General features: G+C 57.1%; 20 protein-coding genes, 2 tRNA genes and 1 pseudogene. 7 read left to right on the forward strand and 16 right to left on the reverse strand.

All coding sequences use genetic code 11. The features are described from left to right. Positions 1–12: 12 nt before the first annotated feature. Together CU102_RS29335 and CU102_RS02620 are read right to left on the reverse strand one after the other, a co-directional pair. Complete coding sequence (locus CU102_RS29335) at positions 13–249, reverse strand: hypothetical protein (protein WP_133624351.1); 237 nt, start codon at positions 247–249, stop codon at positions 13–15. 188 nt (positions 250–437) lie between these two features. Next, positions 438–513, reverse strand: a tRNA-Phe gene (locus tag CU102_RS02620). Between the two features lie 191 nt (positions 514–704). Here CU102_RS02620 and CU102_RS02625 point away from each other — a divergent pair. Further along, positions 705–1790 (forward strand): Gfo/Idh/MocA family protein, encoded by a 1086-nt coding sequence (locus CU102_RS02625; protein WP_166648283.1) that lies wholly within the window; start codon positions 705–707, stop codon positions 1788–1790. Here CU102_RS02625 and yacG read toward each other — a convergent pair. The 7 genes from yacG to CU102_RS02660 form a co-directional block, all read right to left on the reverse strand. After that, the gene (yacG, locus tag CU102_RS02630; RefSeq protein WP_106709376.1) at positions 1787–1996 is read right to left on the reverse strand and encodes a DNA gyrase inhibitor YacG; all 210 of its coding nucleotides are present in this window, start codon (positions 1994–1996) and stop codon (positions 1787–1789) included. The two genes, CU102_RS02625 and yacG, sit on opposite strands and share 4 nt — an antisense overlap. Positions 1997–2010: 14 nt before the next feature. Next, complete coding sequence (locus CU102_RS02635; RefSeq protein ID WP_106709377.1) at positions 2011–2637, reverse strand: Maf-like protein; 627 nt, start codon at positions 2635–2637, stop codon at positions 2011–2013. A 33-nt stretch (positions 2638–2670) separates the two neighbouring features. After that, complete coding sequence (infA, locus tag CU102_RS02640; protein WP_008122731.1) at positions 2671–2889, reverse strand: translation initiation factor IF-1; 219 nt, start codon at positions 2887–2889, stop codon at positions 2671–2673. A gap of 128 nt (positions 2890–3017) precedes the next feature. Beyond that, the gene (locus tag CU102_RS02645; RefSeq protein ID WP_245425124.1) at positions 3018–3494 is read right to left on the reverse strand and encodes an arsenate-mycothiol transferase ArsC; all 477 of its coding nucleotides are present in this window, start codon (positions 3492–3494) and stop codon (positions 3018–3020) included. 8 nt (positions 3495–3502) lie between these two features. Further along, positions 3503–3988, reverse strand: a complete 486-nt coding sequence (locus CU102_RS02650) for a UPF0262 family protein (RefSeq protein ID WP_106709379.1) — start codon at positions 3986–3988, stop codon at positions 3503–3505. 7 nt (positions 3989–3995) lie between these two features. Beyond that, a complete protein-coding gene (hisD, locus tag CU102_RS02655) occupies positions 3996–5288 on the reverse strand; it encodes a histidinol dehydrogenase (RefSeq protein ID WP_106709380.1) in 1293 nt (430 codons plus the stop codon). Between the two features lie 11 nt (positions 5289–5299). After that, positions 5300–5737: a DUF2948 family protein gene (locus tag CU102_RS02660; RefSeq protein WP_106709381.1), complete on the reverse strand. Its 438-nt coding sequence runs from the start codon at positions 5735–5737 to the stop codon at positions 5300–5302. 130 nt (positions 5738–5867) lie between these two features. On the opposite strand from CU102_RS02660, the gene CU102_RS29340 reads away from it, so the two are divergent. Beyond that, positions 5868–6188, forward strand: coding sequence for a hypothetical protein (locus tag CU102_RS29340; protein WP_133624349.1), 321 nt, complete (start codon positions 5868–5870; stop codon positions 6186–6188). A gap of 244 nt (positions 6189–6432) precedes the next feature. Here the strand turns inward: CU102_RS29340 and murA are convergent, their stop codons facing one another. After that, positions 6433–7722: a UDP-N-acetylglucosamine 1-carboxyvinyltransferase gene (gene murA, locus CU102_RS02670; RefSeq protein WP_106709383.1), complete on the reverse strand. Its 1290-nt coding sequence runs from the start codon at positions 7720–7722 to the stop codon at positions 6433–6435. Positions 7723–7841: 119 nt separating this feature from the next. Continuing rightward, the gene (locus tag CU102_RS02675) at positions 7842–8036 is read right to left on the reverse strand and encodes a hypothetical protein (RefSeq protein WP_106709384.1); all 195 of its coding nucleotides are present in this window, start codon (positions 8034–8036) and stop codon (positions 7842–7844) included. Positions 8037–8189: 153 nt separating this feature from the next. On the opposite strand from CU102_RS02675, the gene CU102_RS02680 reads away from it, so the two are divergent. Beyond that, positions 8190–8264, forward strand: a tRNA-Thr gene (locus CU102_RS02680). 211 nt (positions 8265–8475) lie between these two features. Next, positions 8476–9108 (forward strand): sulfotransferase family 2 domain-containing protein, encoded by a 633-nt coding sequence (locus tag CU102_RS02685; RefSeq protein WP_106709385.1) that lies wholly within the window; start codon positions 8476–8478, stop codon positions 9106–9108. Positions 9109–9156: 48 nt separating this feature from the next. Here the strand turns inward: CU102_RS02685 and CU102_RS02690 are convergent, their stop codons facing one another. The 4 genes from CU102_RS02690 to CU102_RS02705 all read right to left on the reverse strand — a co-directional run bounded on the left by CU102_RS02690 (position 9157) and on the right by CU102_RS02705 (position 12728). Next, positions 9157–10068 (reverse strand): PfkB family carbohydrate kinase, encoded by a 912-nt coding sequence (locus CU102_RS02690; RefSeq protein ID WP_166648282.1) that lies wholly within the window; start codon positions 10066–10068, stop codon positions 9157–9159. A gap of 1 nt (position 10069) precedes the next feature. After that, positions 10070–10927 (reverse strand): BtpA/SgcQ family protein, encoded by an 858-nt coding sequence (locus CU102_RS02695; RefSeq protein ID WP_106709457.1) that lies wholly within the window; start codon positions 10925–10927, stop codon positions 10070–10072. Positions 10928–11003: 76 nt separating this feature from the next. Further along, on the reverse strand, positions 11004–11714 hold the full coding sequence (locus CU102_RS02700; protein WP_166648281.1) for a GntR family transcriptional regulator: 711 nt from the start codon (positions 11712–11714) through the stop codon (positions 11004–11006). A 111-nt stretch (positions 11715–11825) separates the two neighbouring features. Further along, positions 11826–12728: a LysR family transcriptional regulator gene (locus tag CU102_RS02705; RefSeq protein ID WP_106709388.1), complete on the reverse strand. Its 903-nt coding sequence runs from the start codon at positions 12726–12728 to the stop codon at positions 11826–11828. A 131-nt stretch (positions 12729–12859) separates the two neighbouring features. Here CU102_RS02705 and CU102_RS02710 point away from each other — a divergent pair, with 131 nt between their 5' ends. Further along, positions 12860–13477 carry an FMN-dependent NADH-azoreductase gene (locus tag CU102_RS02710; protein ID WP_106709389.1) on the forward strand — a complete coding sequence of 206 codons (618 nt, stop codon included), beginning with the start codon at positions 12860–12862 and terminating at the stop codon, positions 13475–13477. Positions 13478–13910: 433 nt separating this feature from the next. Here the strand turns inward: CU102_RS02710 and galE are convergent, their stop codons facing one another. Continuing rightward, entirely contained in the window at positions 13911–14903 is a 993-nt protein-coding gene (galE, locus tag CU102_RS02720; protein WP_106709391.1) for a UDP-glucose 4-epimerase GalE, read from the reverse strand. Positions 14904–15030: 127 nt separating this feature from the next. Here galE and CU102_RS02725 point away from each other — a divergent pair. Beyond that, positions 15031–15403: pseudogene (locus tag CU102_RS02725) on the forward strand (allantoicase); the annotation flags it as partial. Between the two features lie 99 nt (positions 15404–15502). Next, complete coding sequence (locus tag CU102_RS30935; protein WP_245520328.1) at positions 15503–15625, forward strand: hypothetical protein; 123 nt, start codon at positions 15503–15505, stop codon at positions 15623–15625. The last annotated feature ends 232 nt before the right edge of the window (positions 15626–15857 follow it).

Below are 15857 nucleotides of genomic sequence, written 5' to 3' on the forward strand. Positions count from 1 at the left end.
GTGAAGGCATTACTACCCCGGTATCGACGTCCCGGGCGGTGCAGCCTGGCGCCGCCGCGCTTCGTTTGCAGCGTCTGTAGCGAGCGTTTCGCGGCATTGATCGTACTGGGTTGAGCCGGGCTGGACGCCGAATGACCGGCATTCCGCATCATGCGCTTGCTCAAGATCACCCGGATTTGTCATACCATCCGGGGAGGTTTGGCAACCGGCCAAAATCAACACGAGTAATGCAGCCAAAGACGTTCGCATCCAGTTCTCCAACAAAGGGCTGGCGAAAGGCCCTCCACATTCGATCAAAATAATTATCGCCGCGGCGATAACACAATGCAGCGGCGCCGAAGGCAAGTTGAATTTCGGTGTCTTCAAGCCTTCGGCAAACAAGACGGTGGGACAAATTCAGAAGGTAAGGGCTGAATGCAAGGAATCTGGAAGGGGAGTGGTGCCCAGACGCGGATTCGAACCACGGACACGCGGATTTTCAATCCGCTGCTCTACCAACTGAGCTATCTGGGCACTTCAACGGCGTTTCCGTTATCCGGCAAGCCTTGGCGACGGCTTGGCTTTCCGTCAGAAGCGCGTGGGTTATAACACTAAAAATCGTACTGTCCAGCATCAACTCGCGAATTTTTTGCCGTTTTTCTGCCTCTTGCAAAGGGCATGCATTGATGCGTTGTTGGGTGTGTTGGAGACGGGATTCGCATCGCATGAATGAAATGGGGGAGAAAGCGGCCAAGAGTGAGACTTTTGGCTGGGGAATTATTGGCAGCGGGGAAATTGCCCAGCGATTCGCGTCAGATCTTGCACTCGTTCCCAATGCGGTGCTTACCGCCAATCACTCCCGCACCTTGGCCAAAGCCGAAAACTTTCGTGAAGCATTCGGTAGCCGGCGTGCCTATTCCGATCTTGATTCCTTCATGGCCGATCCGGCCATCGATGCGGTTTATATCGCCACGCCCAATTCGCTGCATCTGGCTCAGGCTCTGAAGGCGGTGAGGTCCGGCAAGGCAATCCTGACGGAAAAGCCCCTCGCCCCGTCCCACACCGAAGCCTCCGTCATCCAGCGCGAAGCTTCACGGGTGAATGTCTTTGCCATGGAAGCGCTTTGGACGTTGTTTCTGCCGGCTGTCGTCGCGGCCAAGGCCAAAATCGATGCGGGAGAGATCGGCACGATCCGCAAGATTACAGCCGAGCTTGCCCATGCGCGGGAATACGAGCCGGAGAGCCGCTTCTTCAGCCGGTCGCTCGGCGGCGGTGCCAGTCTCGATCTCGGGATCTATTGCGTGTCGCTTGCCATGCATTTCCTCGGTCAGCCACAGAAGGTTTCGGGTCTGTGGCATGCGGCTCCCAATGGAGTGGATATGCGCTCGGATATCACGCTCCACTATGATGGCGTGGAAGCACAACTTTCCTGCGGATTCGACCGGGACGGTGCAAATCACTTCGTTATTGAGGGAACCAATGGGGCACTGCGATTGAACGCGCCTTTCCTGAAGGCGACGAGGCTGACAAGCTATCGCGGCTTCTCACAGAGGCCACCCTTTGGACCGCTGCCGGGAGCGGTTGGCATTGTCGGGACAATCCTCGATCGGCTTCCGGTTCCCGGAAGAAAGGGCGAGGAATACCCGTTTGAGGGAAACGGCCTGCAATTCGAGGCCATGGCGGTGATGGACGCGATAAGAACGGGCGAAAAGTCTTCGAAGGTCATGCCGCTCGCCAACAGCGTAAGCGCATTACGCGCCATCAGCATCGTACTCTCACAACCCGCAACCCCGCGGGTGATCAAGCTCTAATTGTCCGCGTCCTGGTCGCTGTCGTCAGCGCTTTCGACTGCCGGTAGCACATAGGCACCAGTCAGCCACCGGTTAAGATCAATGTTGCGGCAGCGCGCCGAGCAGAACGGGTAATGTTCGCGTTGCGAGGGACGCTTGCATTCCGGGCAAGGCCGGGTCGGCCGCAGAGGCGTTACCGATCCCGTGCTTTTCTTTTCGTCAGTCAATGGGGTAGTCCTGTTCAGTGCTTTGAAGCCTGCCAGTTGGCATAGACCGGATAGCCTTCACCATGCAAAAGGCTCGCGGTTTCGTAGAGCGGCAAGCCAACGACATTGCTGTAGGAGCCGACCAGCTTGACGACGAAGCCGCCCGCGAGTCCCTGGATTGCGTAGCCGCCAGCCTTGCCGCGCCATTCACCGGAGGCAAGATAACTCTCCAGCTCTTCGCGCGAAAGCCGTTTGAAGCGAACGCGGGTTTCGATCAGATCCTGACGCAGCTTACCTTTGGGCGTAATCAGGCACAATCCGGTATAGACGCGGTGCGAACGGCCGGAAAGCAGCCGCAGGCAGGCCGTCGCATCGTCGAGGATTTCCGCCTTCGGCAAAATTCTCCGCCCTACGGCAACGACCGTATCGGCCGCGACGATATAAGACTCGCCCAAATCAGCATCGCCCTTCAGCTCTTCGGCAATCTTCTCGGCTTTCAGCCGCGAAAGGCGGCGCGCCAGCGAGCGCGGATGTTCCGCGCGCAGAGGCGTTTCATCCACATCCGCAGGAAAAAGGCGATCCGGCTCAATGCCGATCTGGCTCAACAGCGCGAGACGCCGCGGCGAGCCCGATGCAAGAACGAATTTGTGCTGATCGCTCATGAAAACAATTCCTGCGGAGGGACGCGGAGCTGATTATTTGAAACGGTAGGTGATACGACCCTTGGTCAGATCGTAGGGTGTCATTTCGACGAGGACCTTGTCGCCAGCGAGAACGCGAATGCGATTTTTGCGCATGCGGCCAGCGGTATGAGCAATAATTTCATGATCATTTTCAAGCTTTACCCGGAACATCGCGTTGGGCAACAGCTCCGTCACGAGGCCAGGAAACTCCAGTACTTCTTCTTTCGCCATGCGTAGTTCTATCTCCGATGAGGCAATTTGTGGCCGTGCTCGACCGCAATTTTGGGCGGAACCTATAGTATTGCGCACCATTTGTGAACAAGGGAGTTCGATGCAAATGCGCCGCATTTGTTGGACGCTCAGAACGGTTGTCCGAAACGTTCCTGAATGTGACGTCTCAGATGCTCACGAACATCGCGATAGGCATCCAATATCTGGCTGCGACGGCCGCGGACAAGTGTGGGATCGGGTGTTGGCCAGTATTCCACATGTACTGAGGTCGTTCTGGTCAACTCCAGTGCCATATGGTGCGCCTTGGGCGACAATGTAATGATCAAGTCGAAATAATGATCTTCGAGCTCGTCGAATGTCTTGGGAAGGGCCGAGATTCGTTTCAGCCCAATCTCCGCAAGCACCTCATCGACAAAATGATCCGGCTCGCCTTTCTCTACACCCGCCGAGGCAATATAGACTGTCGACGGCAGCAGACTGCGTGCCAATGTCTCGGCAATAGGCGAGCGAATGGAATTCATGCCGCAAATGAACAAGACCGCGCTCGGTATTGCCGCTTTGGCGGCCTCCTGGTCGTCCCGGGCTTTCTCTGGCTCAACCTGCATGGGTTCGCCTATCCCCGCCAATGAAGCACACATACCAATGTGAAGAGACGGCGCGCCGTGTCGAAATCAACATCGATCTTGCCGCTCAATCGGTCCATCAATGCCTGCGAGCCTTCGTTGTGCAATCCCCTGCGACCCATATCAATGGCTTCGATCTTGCTTGGACTCGAGGCGCGGATGGCTTCGTAATAGCTTTCACATATCAGGAAGTAGTCCTTCACAACCTTGCGCAACGGCGTCAGCGAGAGAATGTGTGTGACGACATCGTCGCCATTTTCACGGGCAACAGCAAAGATGAGACGCGATTCGATGAGTGAAAGCTTGAGGCGATAGGGTCCCGCGCCCTCATCGTTCACGGGACGGAAGGTGTTTTCCTCAATCAGGTCGAAAATTGCGACGGCGCGCTCATGCTCGACATCCGGCGTCGAACGGCCGATGGTCTCGTCCAGCTCTACATCGATCAGCCGTGCATCGGTATCGCCCGTTGCTGTCATTATCTTCCTATAGGTTCAACCGAATCGCGACCGAATTGCCGTGCGCATCAAGTCCTTCGGCACGGGCCAATTCAATGGCCGCCGGACCCAGTGCGCGCAGCTGTTCTACACCCAGCTTCAGGATGGAGGTTCGCTTCACATAGTCAAGCACTGAAAGGCCGGACGAAAAACGAGCCGATCGTGCCGTCGGCAAAACATGGTTGGACCCGCCCACATAGTCGCCGATCACTTCGGGTGTATAACGACCGAGGAAAATCGCCCCCGCGTTACGCACGCCGGCCAGAAGCCGCTCTGGATCAGCCGTTGCGATCTCCAGATGCTCGGCAGCAATGCGATTGACTAACGGCAACGAGGCGTCGAGATCCTGCACCAAAATCACCGCACCATAATCACGCCAACTCGCGCTTGCGGTCGCTGTCCGTGGAAGCGTCTGCAATTGGCGTTCGACGGCACTGACCACGGCGTTGCCAAAGCCTTCGTCATCTGTAATCAGGATCGACTGCGCCGCACTGTCGTGTTCCGCCTGTGCCAGAAGGTCAGCGGCGATCCAGTCGGGATCATTGTCGCTATCGGCTACGATAAGGACCTCGGACGGGCCGGCGATCATGTCGATCCCCACCGTGCCGAATACCCGACGCTTTGCTGCCGCGACATAGGCATTGCCTGGTCCGACAATCTTTGCGACCGGCGCGATTGTCTCGGTGCCATAGGCCAGCGCTGCAATCGCCTGCGCCCCGCCGACACGATAGATCTCGGAGACACCGGCGAGGCGGGCTGCAACCAGCACAAGCGGATTCAGTCTGCCGTCCGGCGACGGAACGACCATGACGATGCGTTCTACGCCTGCAACCTGTGCCGGAACAGCGTTCATCAGAACGGAACTTGGATAACTCGCGGTGCCACCCGGCACATAGAGCCCAACCGATTCAACGGCCGTCCAGTGCGAGCCAAGCTCGACACCCAGCGCGTCGGTGTACCGATCGTCCTGAGGCACCTGCCGCGCGTGATGCGAGTGAATGCGATCCCGCGCCAGTTTCAGCGCCTCGACAGTTGCGGCGGGTGCAGAAGCGACCGCGGCGTCGATCTCGGCAGGTGTAATTGCTATGCCATGCTGGACCAGATCGACCCGATCGAACGCTTTTGAGTAGTCGATCAAAGCCTTATCACCCTCGGACCGAACCCGATGAATAATGTCGGCGACCGCGCGGTCGACATCCTCCGACACTTCGCGTTTGGTCGCAAGAAATGCGGAAAATCGCTGCTCAAAATCGGGATCGGACTGCCTCAGCACAGATGCCACGTTACATGCTCCTAGTCTTCATGCTCTGGTTTGAACGATGTCTCCCATGCTGGCCCGAGATCGGTCAATTGCGCCTCGATGGCCTCGACTTCCAGCCGCAGCGCCTTGCCGGCGGCAAATGTCAGTTCGATGAAACCAGAGGGCGCATCTGTGACAATGAAACTGATTGTCAGAAGCGCAAGGATATCGTTGGTGTGACGCCGGTCGATGCCCGTGACCTGGACTTTGCCGACACGGTCGAAAAGCAATGCCGAACGGCGGCGTTCAAAGCTGCGGCGGCGCTTGCCGTCGGCCGCCAACTCCCAGACAAAGCGATTGGCGCCGAGAACGAGCTTTTTCTCGGCGGCCAGATACTCGATATCACCCACCTTCAGAACAGCATCCTGGAGATGTGCGGAAAGAATTTGCAGGTCTTCCTCATCAAGCGCGATGAGCTTCAGCGTATCCATGTATACCCTTTTGAACAACTTACCGGGTGTCGCGGTGCCCCTTGGGCACAACGTTCACTTCCCTGTTAGAGGAAAGTGCAGACAAATGGAATTATACTCTTGGTAGAATCGGATGATGGTGGAAGGATGCGTGGCCGAGACGGTTTTTGAATTCCATATTTTCCAACTATTCCAATTTCCTTTTTGTATTTCAGGCGGTATTCAAAGCACGTTTTTTCAGTTTTCACTCGAAGAGATTTCGCGCGTTCTTTCCATTGGCAGCTTTTGCGGGATTGTGATCATTTCTGCCTGTGCGGGACGGGAGCCGCATCCAATTGCCACGACCAATGCACCGATTCCCAATTCGATTGCGCTGGCGTTGCGCGCGAGTTCGAAGCCAATGAGAGTTCGGTCATTGCGATCAACAAAGAGAAAAGCGGCGCAGACGCAAAGAACATCGTGTTTGGTGTAACTGGCGCTGTTCTGTTCTGGCCGGCACTTTTCTTGATGGATCCGAAGTCCCCGGAACGGGTTGAGATCGAGGCGCTCCGCAATCGCAATCTGGTGTTGACCGACATCGCCAGAACAAAGGGATGAGCGCAACCACACTCCAAACTGGATGAGTATTACAAGAAGCTCAACTCTGTCCCAGCCACGTGAGCCAAGGGCTGACAGGCAACTGTTATATGCCGGCTTGACCGAACCGCGCGACCCTCTCAGTCACTGATGCGTTCAACGACTGCGCCGCAGCGTGTCAGCTTTTCCTCAAGACGCTCAAACCCGCGATCGAGATGATAGACGCGGTTTACGGTGGTCTCTCCTTCAGCGGCCAAGCCGGCGATTACGAGCGACACCGAAGCACGCAAGTCAGTCGCCATGACCGGAGCGCCCTTCAGGCGTTCGACGCCTTCAATCTTGGCAGTCTGGCCCGAAAGGGAAATCCTGGCGCCAAGACGCGCCAGCTCCTGCACATGCATGAAGCGGTTTTCGAAGATCGTCTCGGTGATATGCGATGTTCCCTTTGCCTTGGTCATCAGCCCCATGAACTGCGCCTGAAGGTCCGTGGGGAAGCCGGGGAAAGGTTGCGTCGTTACATCGACCGGCATGATGCCATGGCCGTTGCGAACAACACGCAGGCCGGAGTTGGTCTCGGAAATTTCCGCACCCGCCTGGCCGAGCGTTACCAAAGCGGCGCTCAGGAGGTTGCCGTCGGCACCTTCGAGAATGACGTCGCCACCTGTCATGGCCACAGCCATGGCGTAGGTACCTGTCTCGATGCGATCCGGAATGACGCGAACGCGTGCCCCCGAAAGGCTGGTGACGCCCTCGATCGTGATTGTCGGCGTACCCGCACCTCGAACCCTTGCGCCCATGGCGTTGAGGCAGTCGGCAAGATTGACAACTTCCGGTTCCTGCGCGGCGTTTTCGAGGATAGTCTCGCCTTTGGCAAGGGTCGCCGCCATCATTAACACATGGGTGGCGCCGACTGAAATCTTCGGGAAGGTGTAGCGGTTGCCGACAAGGCCGCCCTTGGCGCTGGCCTTGACATAGCCGTTCTCAATCTCGATGTCAGCGCCGAGCACGCGCAGGCCGTCGATGAACAGATCAACCGGACGGGTACCGATCGCACATCCGCCTGGCAGCGAAACCGTAGCCACACCCATGCGCGCCAAAAGCGGGCCAATGACCCAGAAACTTGCGCGCATCCTGGAGACCAGCTCATAGGGCGCGGTCGTATCGACAATATTGCGAGCGGTGAAATGGATGGTTCGCGAATAGGCGCCATCCTGGCGTTCGCGGCGGCCATTGACGGAATAATCGACCCCATGATTGCCGAGAATGCGGATGAGTTGTTCGACGTCGGCCAGATGCGGCACATTTTCCAGCGTCAGCGTATCGTCCGTCAGGAGCGACGCGATCATCAACGGCAAGGCCGCATTTTTGGCACCCGAAATGGGAATGACGCCATTGAGCTTATTACCGCCAACAATCTTGATGCGATCCATATTGTGTCACTTTCGCGGGAAAGTACCCGTCCTGTCGTTGAGACCCTTTGCAGAGCCGGTTGCTGTAAACCATCCCACGGAATGGTTCAAGAAAGGCTTATGACCCGATTTTGGGTCTTTCATGATTCCTCTTGGGAGGAATCGGAAGGTTTTTCGGCAGCTGCAACAATTCCCTCGTCGCGTTCGTCGGCACTACCCGCCCGGCGCGAGCGCAATTGCTGCTTTCGCCGCGCGAGATTCGCACGCAATTGTTCCGAGCGACGCTTCTCGCGGTTGATTTGCTCCAGATTCGGGCTTTTCGACGACGAAGTCATAAGCTGTCTTCCAAACTCCGAGAATTTTTGGCGCCATTTCAGCTGTTAGAACCAGCGTTTAGCGCCATTGCACATAATTTGCAGCGCAGATTACGATTGCTTGCTTGCGATTTCGGTAATGATATGGCAGAAGTCCGCCGCGTTCGCAAATCGGCTGCGGTAGCTCAGTGGTAGAGCACTCCATTGGTAATGGAGAGGTCGAGAGTTCAATCCTCTCTCGCAGCACCATCCCATCCCCTTGAAAACATTCAAAGTAATTGACTTTTAAGGGGCTATTCCATTTCTGTTGCACAATGGGTGATTGAGCATGGGCGGGAAGACATGAAATTGGCTGGCCGCGTAGCGTTCGCTGTAGTTCAACAAACTTTGGGACATTCTCAGGTCAAGGATTACAGGCTGGTTCAATCGGCTAGCAGGCAGCCCTCTAAGAAGGTGGTGAATGTACGTTTCGGTCGAGAAGAACTTCATCTTCGTTCACGTTGCCAAGACTGGTGGCCAGGCGTTGAAGCAGGCTTTGCGCCCCTATGCTGTGCGGAAAGCCCGCGGCCAATGGCGGCGGCTGCTGTCGCATCTGCCAATCCAAGAGAGTATGGACGCTCAGTTCGGCCCGCATGCCTCGATCCGCTGGGCAAAACTAAAACTGCCGCGCACCTTCTTCGACGGCGCTTTCAAATTCGGGTTGGTGCGCAATCCTTACGACCTCGCTGTCTCCCGATACGCCTTCGTTCGCGGCGAGGGCGACCACCACCGACACAAAGATGCGCAGTCGCAGAGTTTCGCCGATTTCCTGCGCATGGAGCGCCGTCGCGCGTCGTGGCGTCCGCGGGACCAAAGTGCGATGCTGTGCGATTACGGCGGTCAATTGCTGGTCGACCAGGTCTACCGCTTCGAACAGATGGAAGAGGCGTTCGCCGATATCGTCACCCGGCTGGACCTGCCAGTGTCCCCGAAACTTGCCCGCAAGAATGCCAGCCAGCGCGGTCCCTACCAGGATTACTATACGCCGGTCGAGCGCAAGCTGGTCGAGCAGATATGGGCCCGTGATCTCGAAAAATTCGGATACGAGTTTTAGCGCTAGCCGACATCACGACGCCTGCCGCGTTGCTGTCCGCGCCTGCCGCTACTGGCCCGCATCGTATAGTGCAACCAACGCAGCAAATTCCGCGCGGTTCGGCAAGGCTGCGAAGGCACCCGGGCGTTGCGCCGTCAAAGCAGCGGCGCGTTGAGCAAGAGCGACAGCTGCCTCGCGATCGCGGCCTCCGGCCAGCATTGCCGCAAGCACGCCGCAAAACGTGTCGCCGCAGCCAGTTGTGTCCACGGCCTCAATCACCGGCGCCGGATATTGGTGAAGTCTGCCGCCATCAAGCGTGAGGCATCCATCCGCTCCAAGCGTGACGACGGCAAACCTTGCGCCCCGATCACACAGGTCGGCGGCAGCTTCCGCGGGCTCGGAACGGCCGGTGATGGTCTGAGCTTCCCCCCGGTTGACGACGACGATATCGCAGTATGGCAATAGCGGGTCGACATCCCACCAGAGTGGCGCAGGATTGAACAGCGTGATTGCGCCGCGGTCCGATGCCTCAATCAGAGTGGCCTCGGTGCTCGCACTCGTCAGATTGCCCTGCACTACCATGACATCGCCGGGTACCGCTGTTGCGCCGACAGTTTGGGCCATTGCCGCCGTGAACGCCGCTGCGCAACTTCCCGCGCTCGCTATGCTGTTTTCGCCGTCTGGCAGCACCATCAGCAACGAAAAATCGCTGGCATTGGGCATGCGGTGCAATTCAAGCCCGGCAAAGCCTTCCGCCTTCAGCGCCGCCTCGATTTCTTCGGCCTGAGCATCGTGTCCAACCGGTGTGTGAAACACAACCGGAACGCCCGTCCGTACGCCGGCCACCGCCTGATTGAGACCCTTGCCGCCAGGCGCGCGGCCAGTGCTGTCACCGAGCAGGGTCTCACCCTTCAACGGCAGTCGCGGCAGCCGGAGGGTCAGATCGAGCCCGGCATTGCCGAGAACGAGGACGCGCCCCATGTCAGTTTCGCGCTCTTTTGACTGCCTGCATGAACACGTGCAACCTTTCGGGATCGACCGGGTTCCACCAGGCGCCCTCATGCTTCAGCCAACTCGCAACAATGACGGCGTCCGCTACGGTGAAAATGTCACCAATATTGTCTGGGGTAACCCCCGAGCCGACCGCGACCGGCAGAGAGGTACCCGAGGCGATGGTCTGCAGTTCCTCCATCGTCGCCGAGTCGCCCGTCCGCTGGCCCGTGGCGATGGCAACGTCTGCGTCGAAGAACTCATTGTCGCGCGCCAGTTCGGTGATGGTTCGGTCGCCCGTGATCGCATGCGCGCCATGCTTGACATGCACATCTGCGAAAATGCGCACTGATTTCGCACGCAACCACGCCCGATAGCGCGCAGCCTCCCCGGCAGGGCCATCCATGAGCCCTTCATTGGCGACATAGGCGTTCGACCATTGATTGACCCGCACGAATGCAGCCCCGGCGGCCTTGGCAACGGCGATCGCCTGGACCGCCCCGTTGGCGAGGATATTGACCCCGATAGGCAAACCGCTATGGCGGCGAACTGCGTCCGTCATAACAGCCATGGCGGCAGCGGTTTCTGGACCGAGATGATTTGGCTTGGCGAAAGGAATATCGCCATGATTCTCGACGATCAGCCCATCGACACCACCGTCCCGATAGCGGACAGCTTCCGCCACTGCAAAGGTGACGATGTCGTCCATGGAATCTCCGTCGTAGTTTGGCGAGCCTGGCAGGGGCAGCGAATGGATCACACCGATGACGGCCTTACGTCGGCCAAAGATTTCCTGGATGGCGTTCGGCTTGGTGCGGTAGATGGATTTCGGTTGTGAAACGGTATTCATAACTAAGCTTTCCTGCGCATCGCGCATTCGTTTTGGAGAGGTTGCTCCGTTAAATGCATATCTGGATACTAGCGCGTCATGGCCGGACCAGCCCAACGCGAAAACTGTATCGGTCCGCCCGGTAGCGCAAAGTGACGAACTCGACAGGATCATTTGCCACACTCCACGAGGTGCGGTAACAAACCAGCACCGGAGCGGGCCGTTTCAATCCAAGGCTTCGCGACGTTGCCGCATCGGCGATGGCCCCTTCGATCCGTTCGTGCCCGCCTGCCAGGACAATGCTCGCAGCCTCCTTGAGCCAGGCATAGAGCGACCCGCCGTCCAGATCGGCGACTGTCGGCAACCCGCTTCGCTCGAACACTTTCGGGACGAGGTAGGTCAGCGACGTTGCCATCGGGCTGGCATCTGCGAGCAGAGTGCGGTCGATCTCCAGAACAGGGGAATTTGGTGTGATGTTCAGTTCTGCTGCAACGGCAGCGCTGGCCATTGTGAGCTGGACAGATCGGGTGCTGTAGCTGGGTTTCAAGCCCCGGGCATGCATATCTTCGGAGAATGAAGACAGGCAATTCAGTGGGCGTTCAACACGATGTTCATTCACAATCGATCCGCGACCCGATTTGCGCGTAATCAATCCTGCCGTCTCAAGATGGTCGAGGGCCGCGCGCGACGTTGTCCGGCTCACGCCAAATCGCCTGTTTAGTTCCGCCTCTCCGGGCAAGACCTCACCCGGCTTGAAATTTCCGTCTTCAATCGCGCGCCGTAATCGCTCCGCGATTTGCGACCACATTGGCGCTGCTCCGCCCACGAGTTCCTTTTCATGCCACATCATCCCTAAACGATATGACGTCATGACATTTAGAGCAAGCACTATTCGCCTTGAATTCACAATCGTCGTCGATTAGCCAAATCGTTCCAGTTCTTGCTTGAAGCGTTCGACCAGCCAGGAGCCAGCCGGTCCGAGTGGGCTGGCCACAGGATACAATGCCAACAGTGGGTAGGCGGCCTCCGGATAGGGTTCGAGATTGAGGAGCACCAGCCTTCCCTCGGCAAGGTCGTCCTTTACCATCCACTTCGGCAGCCCACCCCAGCCCAGGCCGGCCAGCATCAAATCGTGCTTGGTGCTCACATCTGTCAATCGCCAGGTCTTGTAGGCAAACACACCAAAGTCCCGCCCTTTTGTCTGCTCGCTCAGGTCGGTGATCACCAGTTGGATATGGTCGCGAATGAAGGAGAGCGGCACAGGTCCCTCATAAAGGGCCAACGGGTGATCGGGAGCGGCAACAGGCGTCATCGCCGTTTGCCCGACCTGGACCAATACAAGCTCGTCGTGGACTTGCATCGGTGGCCCGCCAATCCCGAAATCCGCCTGCCCTTTCAAAACGAGGTCCCAGACCATCCCGAGTGCCCCAACATGCAATCGCAGGCTGACTGTCGGGAACTGAGTTTGAAATGCCTTGAGCACACACGTCAGTACCGGCGATGGCAGCGAAACGTCAACTGCCACGGCCACTTCGGCCTCCAGGCCATGCTTGAGACCTTCAGCGCGTGACCTCATGCCCTGCAGGACAGAGACCATCCTCCGTGCATCTTCCAGCATGGCATTTCCCGCCTCGGTCAGGCGTGGCTCGCGTGTGCCGCCGCGTTCGAACAGCTGTAACTCAAGCTGCGCTTCCAGATTGGCAATCGTGTAGCTGACGACTGATTGCGAACGATTGAGCCGCCGCGCGGCCGCCGAGAAGCTTCCAGTCTCCGCTACAGCGACAAAGACCTGTAGTTGATCGAGCGTGGGGTTGGGCTGCATGGCAATACCTATCTAACATTTAGATGGATTAGATCGATATTTTCCCAGTTTTCTAAATGGATGTCGAGAACCAAATTACAGCCATCGGATTGTTCTCTCCCGAGACAAATCAAACTGAAGGAACTTAGGCTATGTCTTCTATACTTCTCGTAACATCGAGCCCTCGCGGTGCTGCTTCCCACTCGACGCGAGTCGCAACAGAACTCGCCCAGAAACTGCAGGCGAAAACGCCGGGCGCCAAGATTGTCACCCGCGACCTCGCAAGTAACCCGCTTCCTCATATCGACGCAGATTACGCTTCGGGCATCTACACACCCGCAGAGTCGCGCTCCGTCCAGCAGCAGAGCGTTGTTGGCGTATCGGACGCGGTCGTCGACGAACTATTTGCCGCTGATGCCGTTGTCATCGCCACCGGCATGATCAACTTCAACATCTCTTCGACGCTCAAGGCCTGGATCGACCATATTGCCCGCGCCGGCAGGACGTTCAGCTATGGCGCCGATGGCCCGAAGGGACTGGTGACCGATAAGAAAGTATATGTGGTGATCGCATCTGGCGGTGTGTACTCGGATGGTCCGGCTGCTGCTTTCGACCATGCGACCCCTTACCTGAAGACCGCTCTTGGCTTTCTCGGCATGACCGATGTCGAAGTGGTTCGTATCGAGGGCGTTGCGATGGGACCTGAAGCTGAAGCCAAGGCGATTTCTTCTGCCCTTGATCAAACAAGCGACCTGGCGCTTGCCGCCTAAGGGCTAGGCGCTGATCGCGAAAGAGGCGGGCTTTTTGGCCCGCCTCTTTTTGTTTTTTGAATACGCAGCTCCAGCCTTACTTGCGCTGAGCCCGCTCAACCTTATCGAGCCTTCTGAGTTGATCAAGAAGACTTTCGGGAACCGTTTCTTCGATCTTGTATACGCCCGCTGCGCGTATTGCAGACCTGTACGACGCTTGGGAGATTTGTCGCCTCAGGATCCGTGACAGTTGTTTTTCGTAGGTACGGTCGATACCGTCCATGTTTGCCAAACTCCAACTTTGCTTCACAGACTAAAACCCCATCTCTGTAAAGTTGGTTCCCTTTTTCTAGACTTGAAGCTTTTGTGACAATGTGGCTGTCCGCCGCACCTGCCGTTTATTGACATCTATCAAGTACTGAAAGACCGGCCCGGGATCCGGCAGGATTGACTGTTACCGCCCACTGTTGCGATGCTGCAACGCCTTCTCCCAATTCAGGGCGGACTCAACAATCGTATCAAGATTATCGTATCTCGGCTCCCAACCCAGATGATTGCGAGCCTTTGTGCTGTCAGCAACGACCGATGCCGCATCGCCGGGACGAGCGATCGTCAAGCGGGCATCGATGGGCTTTCCGTGTACACGTTCGACACTCTCGATCACTTCCTTCACAGAATAGCCGCGACCGTAGCCGCAATTTGCGACCATGCTGCTCCCCCCAGTGCGAAGACGGTCCAAGGCCAGCCGGTGCGCAGCAACGAGATCGTTCACATGAATATAATCCCGCACACACGTTCCATCCGGCGTCGGATAGTCATGACCGAAGATTTCCATAAAACGGCGCTTGCCCAACGCCGTCTCGCAAGCGACCTTGATCAGATGCGTGGCGCCGCGCGTTGATTGCCCTGTACGTCCCTTGATATCAGCGCCGGCAACATTGAAATAGCGCAGAGCCGTATATCGGAAATCGTGCGCGGCGGCGGTATCGCGCAACATCCATTCAGTCATGAGCTTCGAAACGCCATAGGGGGATTGCGGCTGAGGTATGGTGTCCTCGGCAACAGGTTCGATACCGCCGTCGCCGTACACTGCCGCAGTAGACGAGAAGATGAAGTTTTTTACATCGGATTTGACGACAGCCTCGATGAGTGACCGCGTCTTGGACGTGTTGTTTTCGTAGTAGGCCAACGGGTCCCGGACGGAGTCCGGGACGACGACCGATCCAGCAAAATGAATGACCGCATCAACATAGTTGCGTTCGATCGTGTGGCGGACGAGACTTTGATCGGCGATATCGCCCACTATCAGCTTCGCTTCAGTGGGAACCGCCCAGTCAAAACCGGTGGACAACCGATCAAGGACAACGACGGATTCCCCTGCATCAAGCAATTCCCAGACCATATGGCTGCCGATATACCCGGCACCACCGGTCACAAGCACTGTCATAGCCACAGCCCCTCAATCTCCTATTGTGCCATTCCGCACGCAACTTGCCGCATTTAAACAGGTGTGCAAAGCTGACGCCGAAGTAGTTATAATGCAACAACAATCTTGGGCGATGTGAAGGACAAGGATGGCCGCTTCCGTCGATACACGACCGGAATTCGTAGCGAAGCGCATCAACCTGGCATCAGCCGGTCTTGGTGCGTAGGCCATTTTTGCGACGGATGACTTCTTCGCCCCGGTGGACCGCGTGCTCTATGATGCCCCTGCTCCAGACAAATATGATGATCACGGAAAATGGATGGACGGCTGGGAATCACGCCGCAGGCGCGGCCCTGGCCACGACTTCGCGGTTGTAAAGCTGGCAGCTCCGGCTACGATGTCGATACAAGTCACTTCACCGGCAATTTTCCGCCGGCCTGTTCGATCGAGGCCTGCTGGATCGACAACGGCCGAACGATTCAACCCTGTGGACGGAGATCTTGCCCCAAAGCCCACTCGGGTTCTCAAGCAACCTCGGCCAGATCTCCGGAGACCTGGCACAATCGGTTGTCACATCGTCGATGTTCTGGCCAGAAATTCTATCGGAAAAGAAACGCTCAATGGACGCGGTACACGATTTCGGTGCGAGTGGTTTGATCGGGTCAAATCGGGTCACCCATGTGCGCCTGAACATTTTTCCAGACGGGGGTGTGAGTCGTTTGCGTATTTTCGGTACAGTTTGATGATTTTCGCCAGCTTCAATATTTAGAGCTTAGAGTTTCATCAAAGCCGTGGCAAATTGCCCATATTCTCATCATGGATTTTGCCGGGCAAAAACGCTAGTAAGTTCATGATACAGGAGCAATTCATGGACTATCGTCGGTTTTTCGAAGACGCGATTGACCAGTTGCACGCTGAAAAGCGCTACCGGGTCTTTGCTAATCTGGAACGGATCGTGGGAAAATTTCCGCGCGC

The sequence above is a fragment of the Phyllobacterium brassicacearum genome (assembly GCF_003010955.1).
GTDB lineage: Bacteria > Pseudomonadota > Alphaproteobacteria > Rhizobiales > Rhizobiaceae > Phyllobacterium > Phyllobacterium brassicacearum.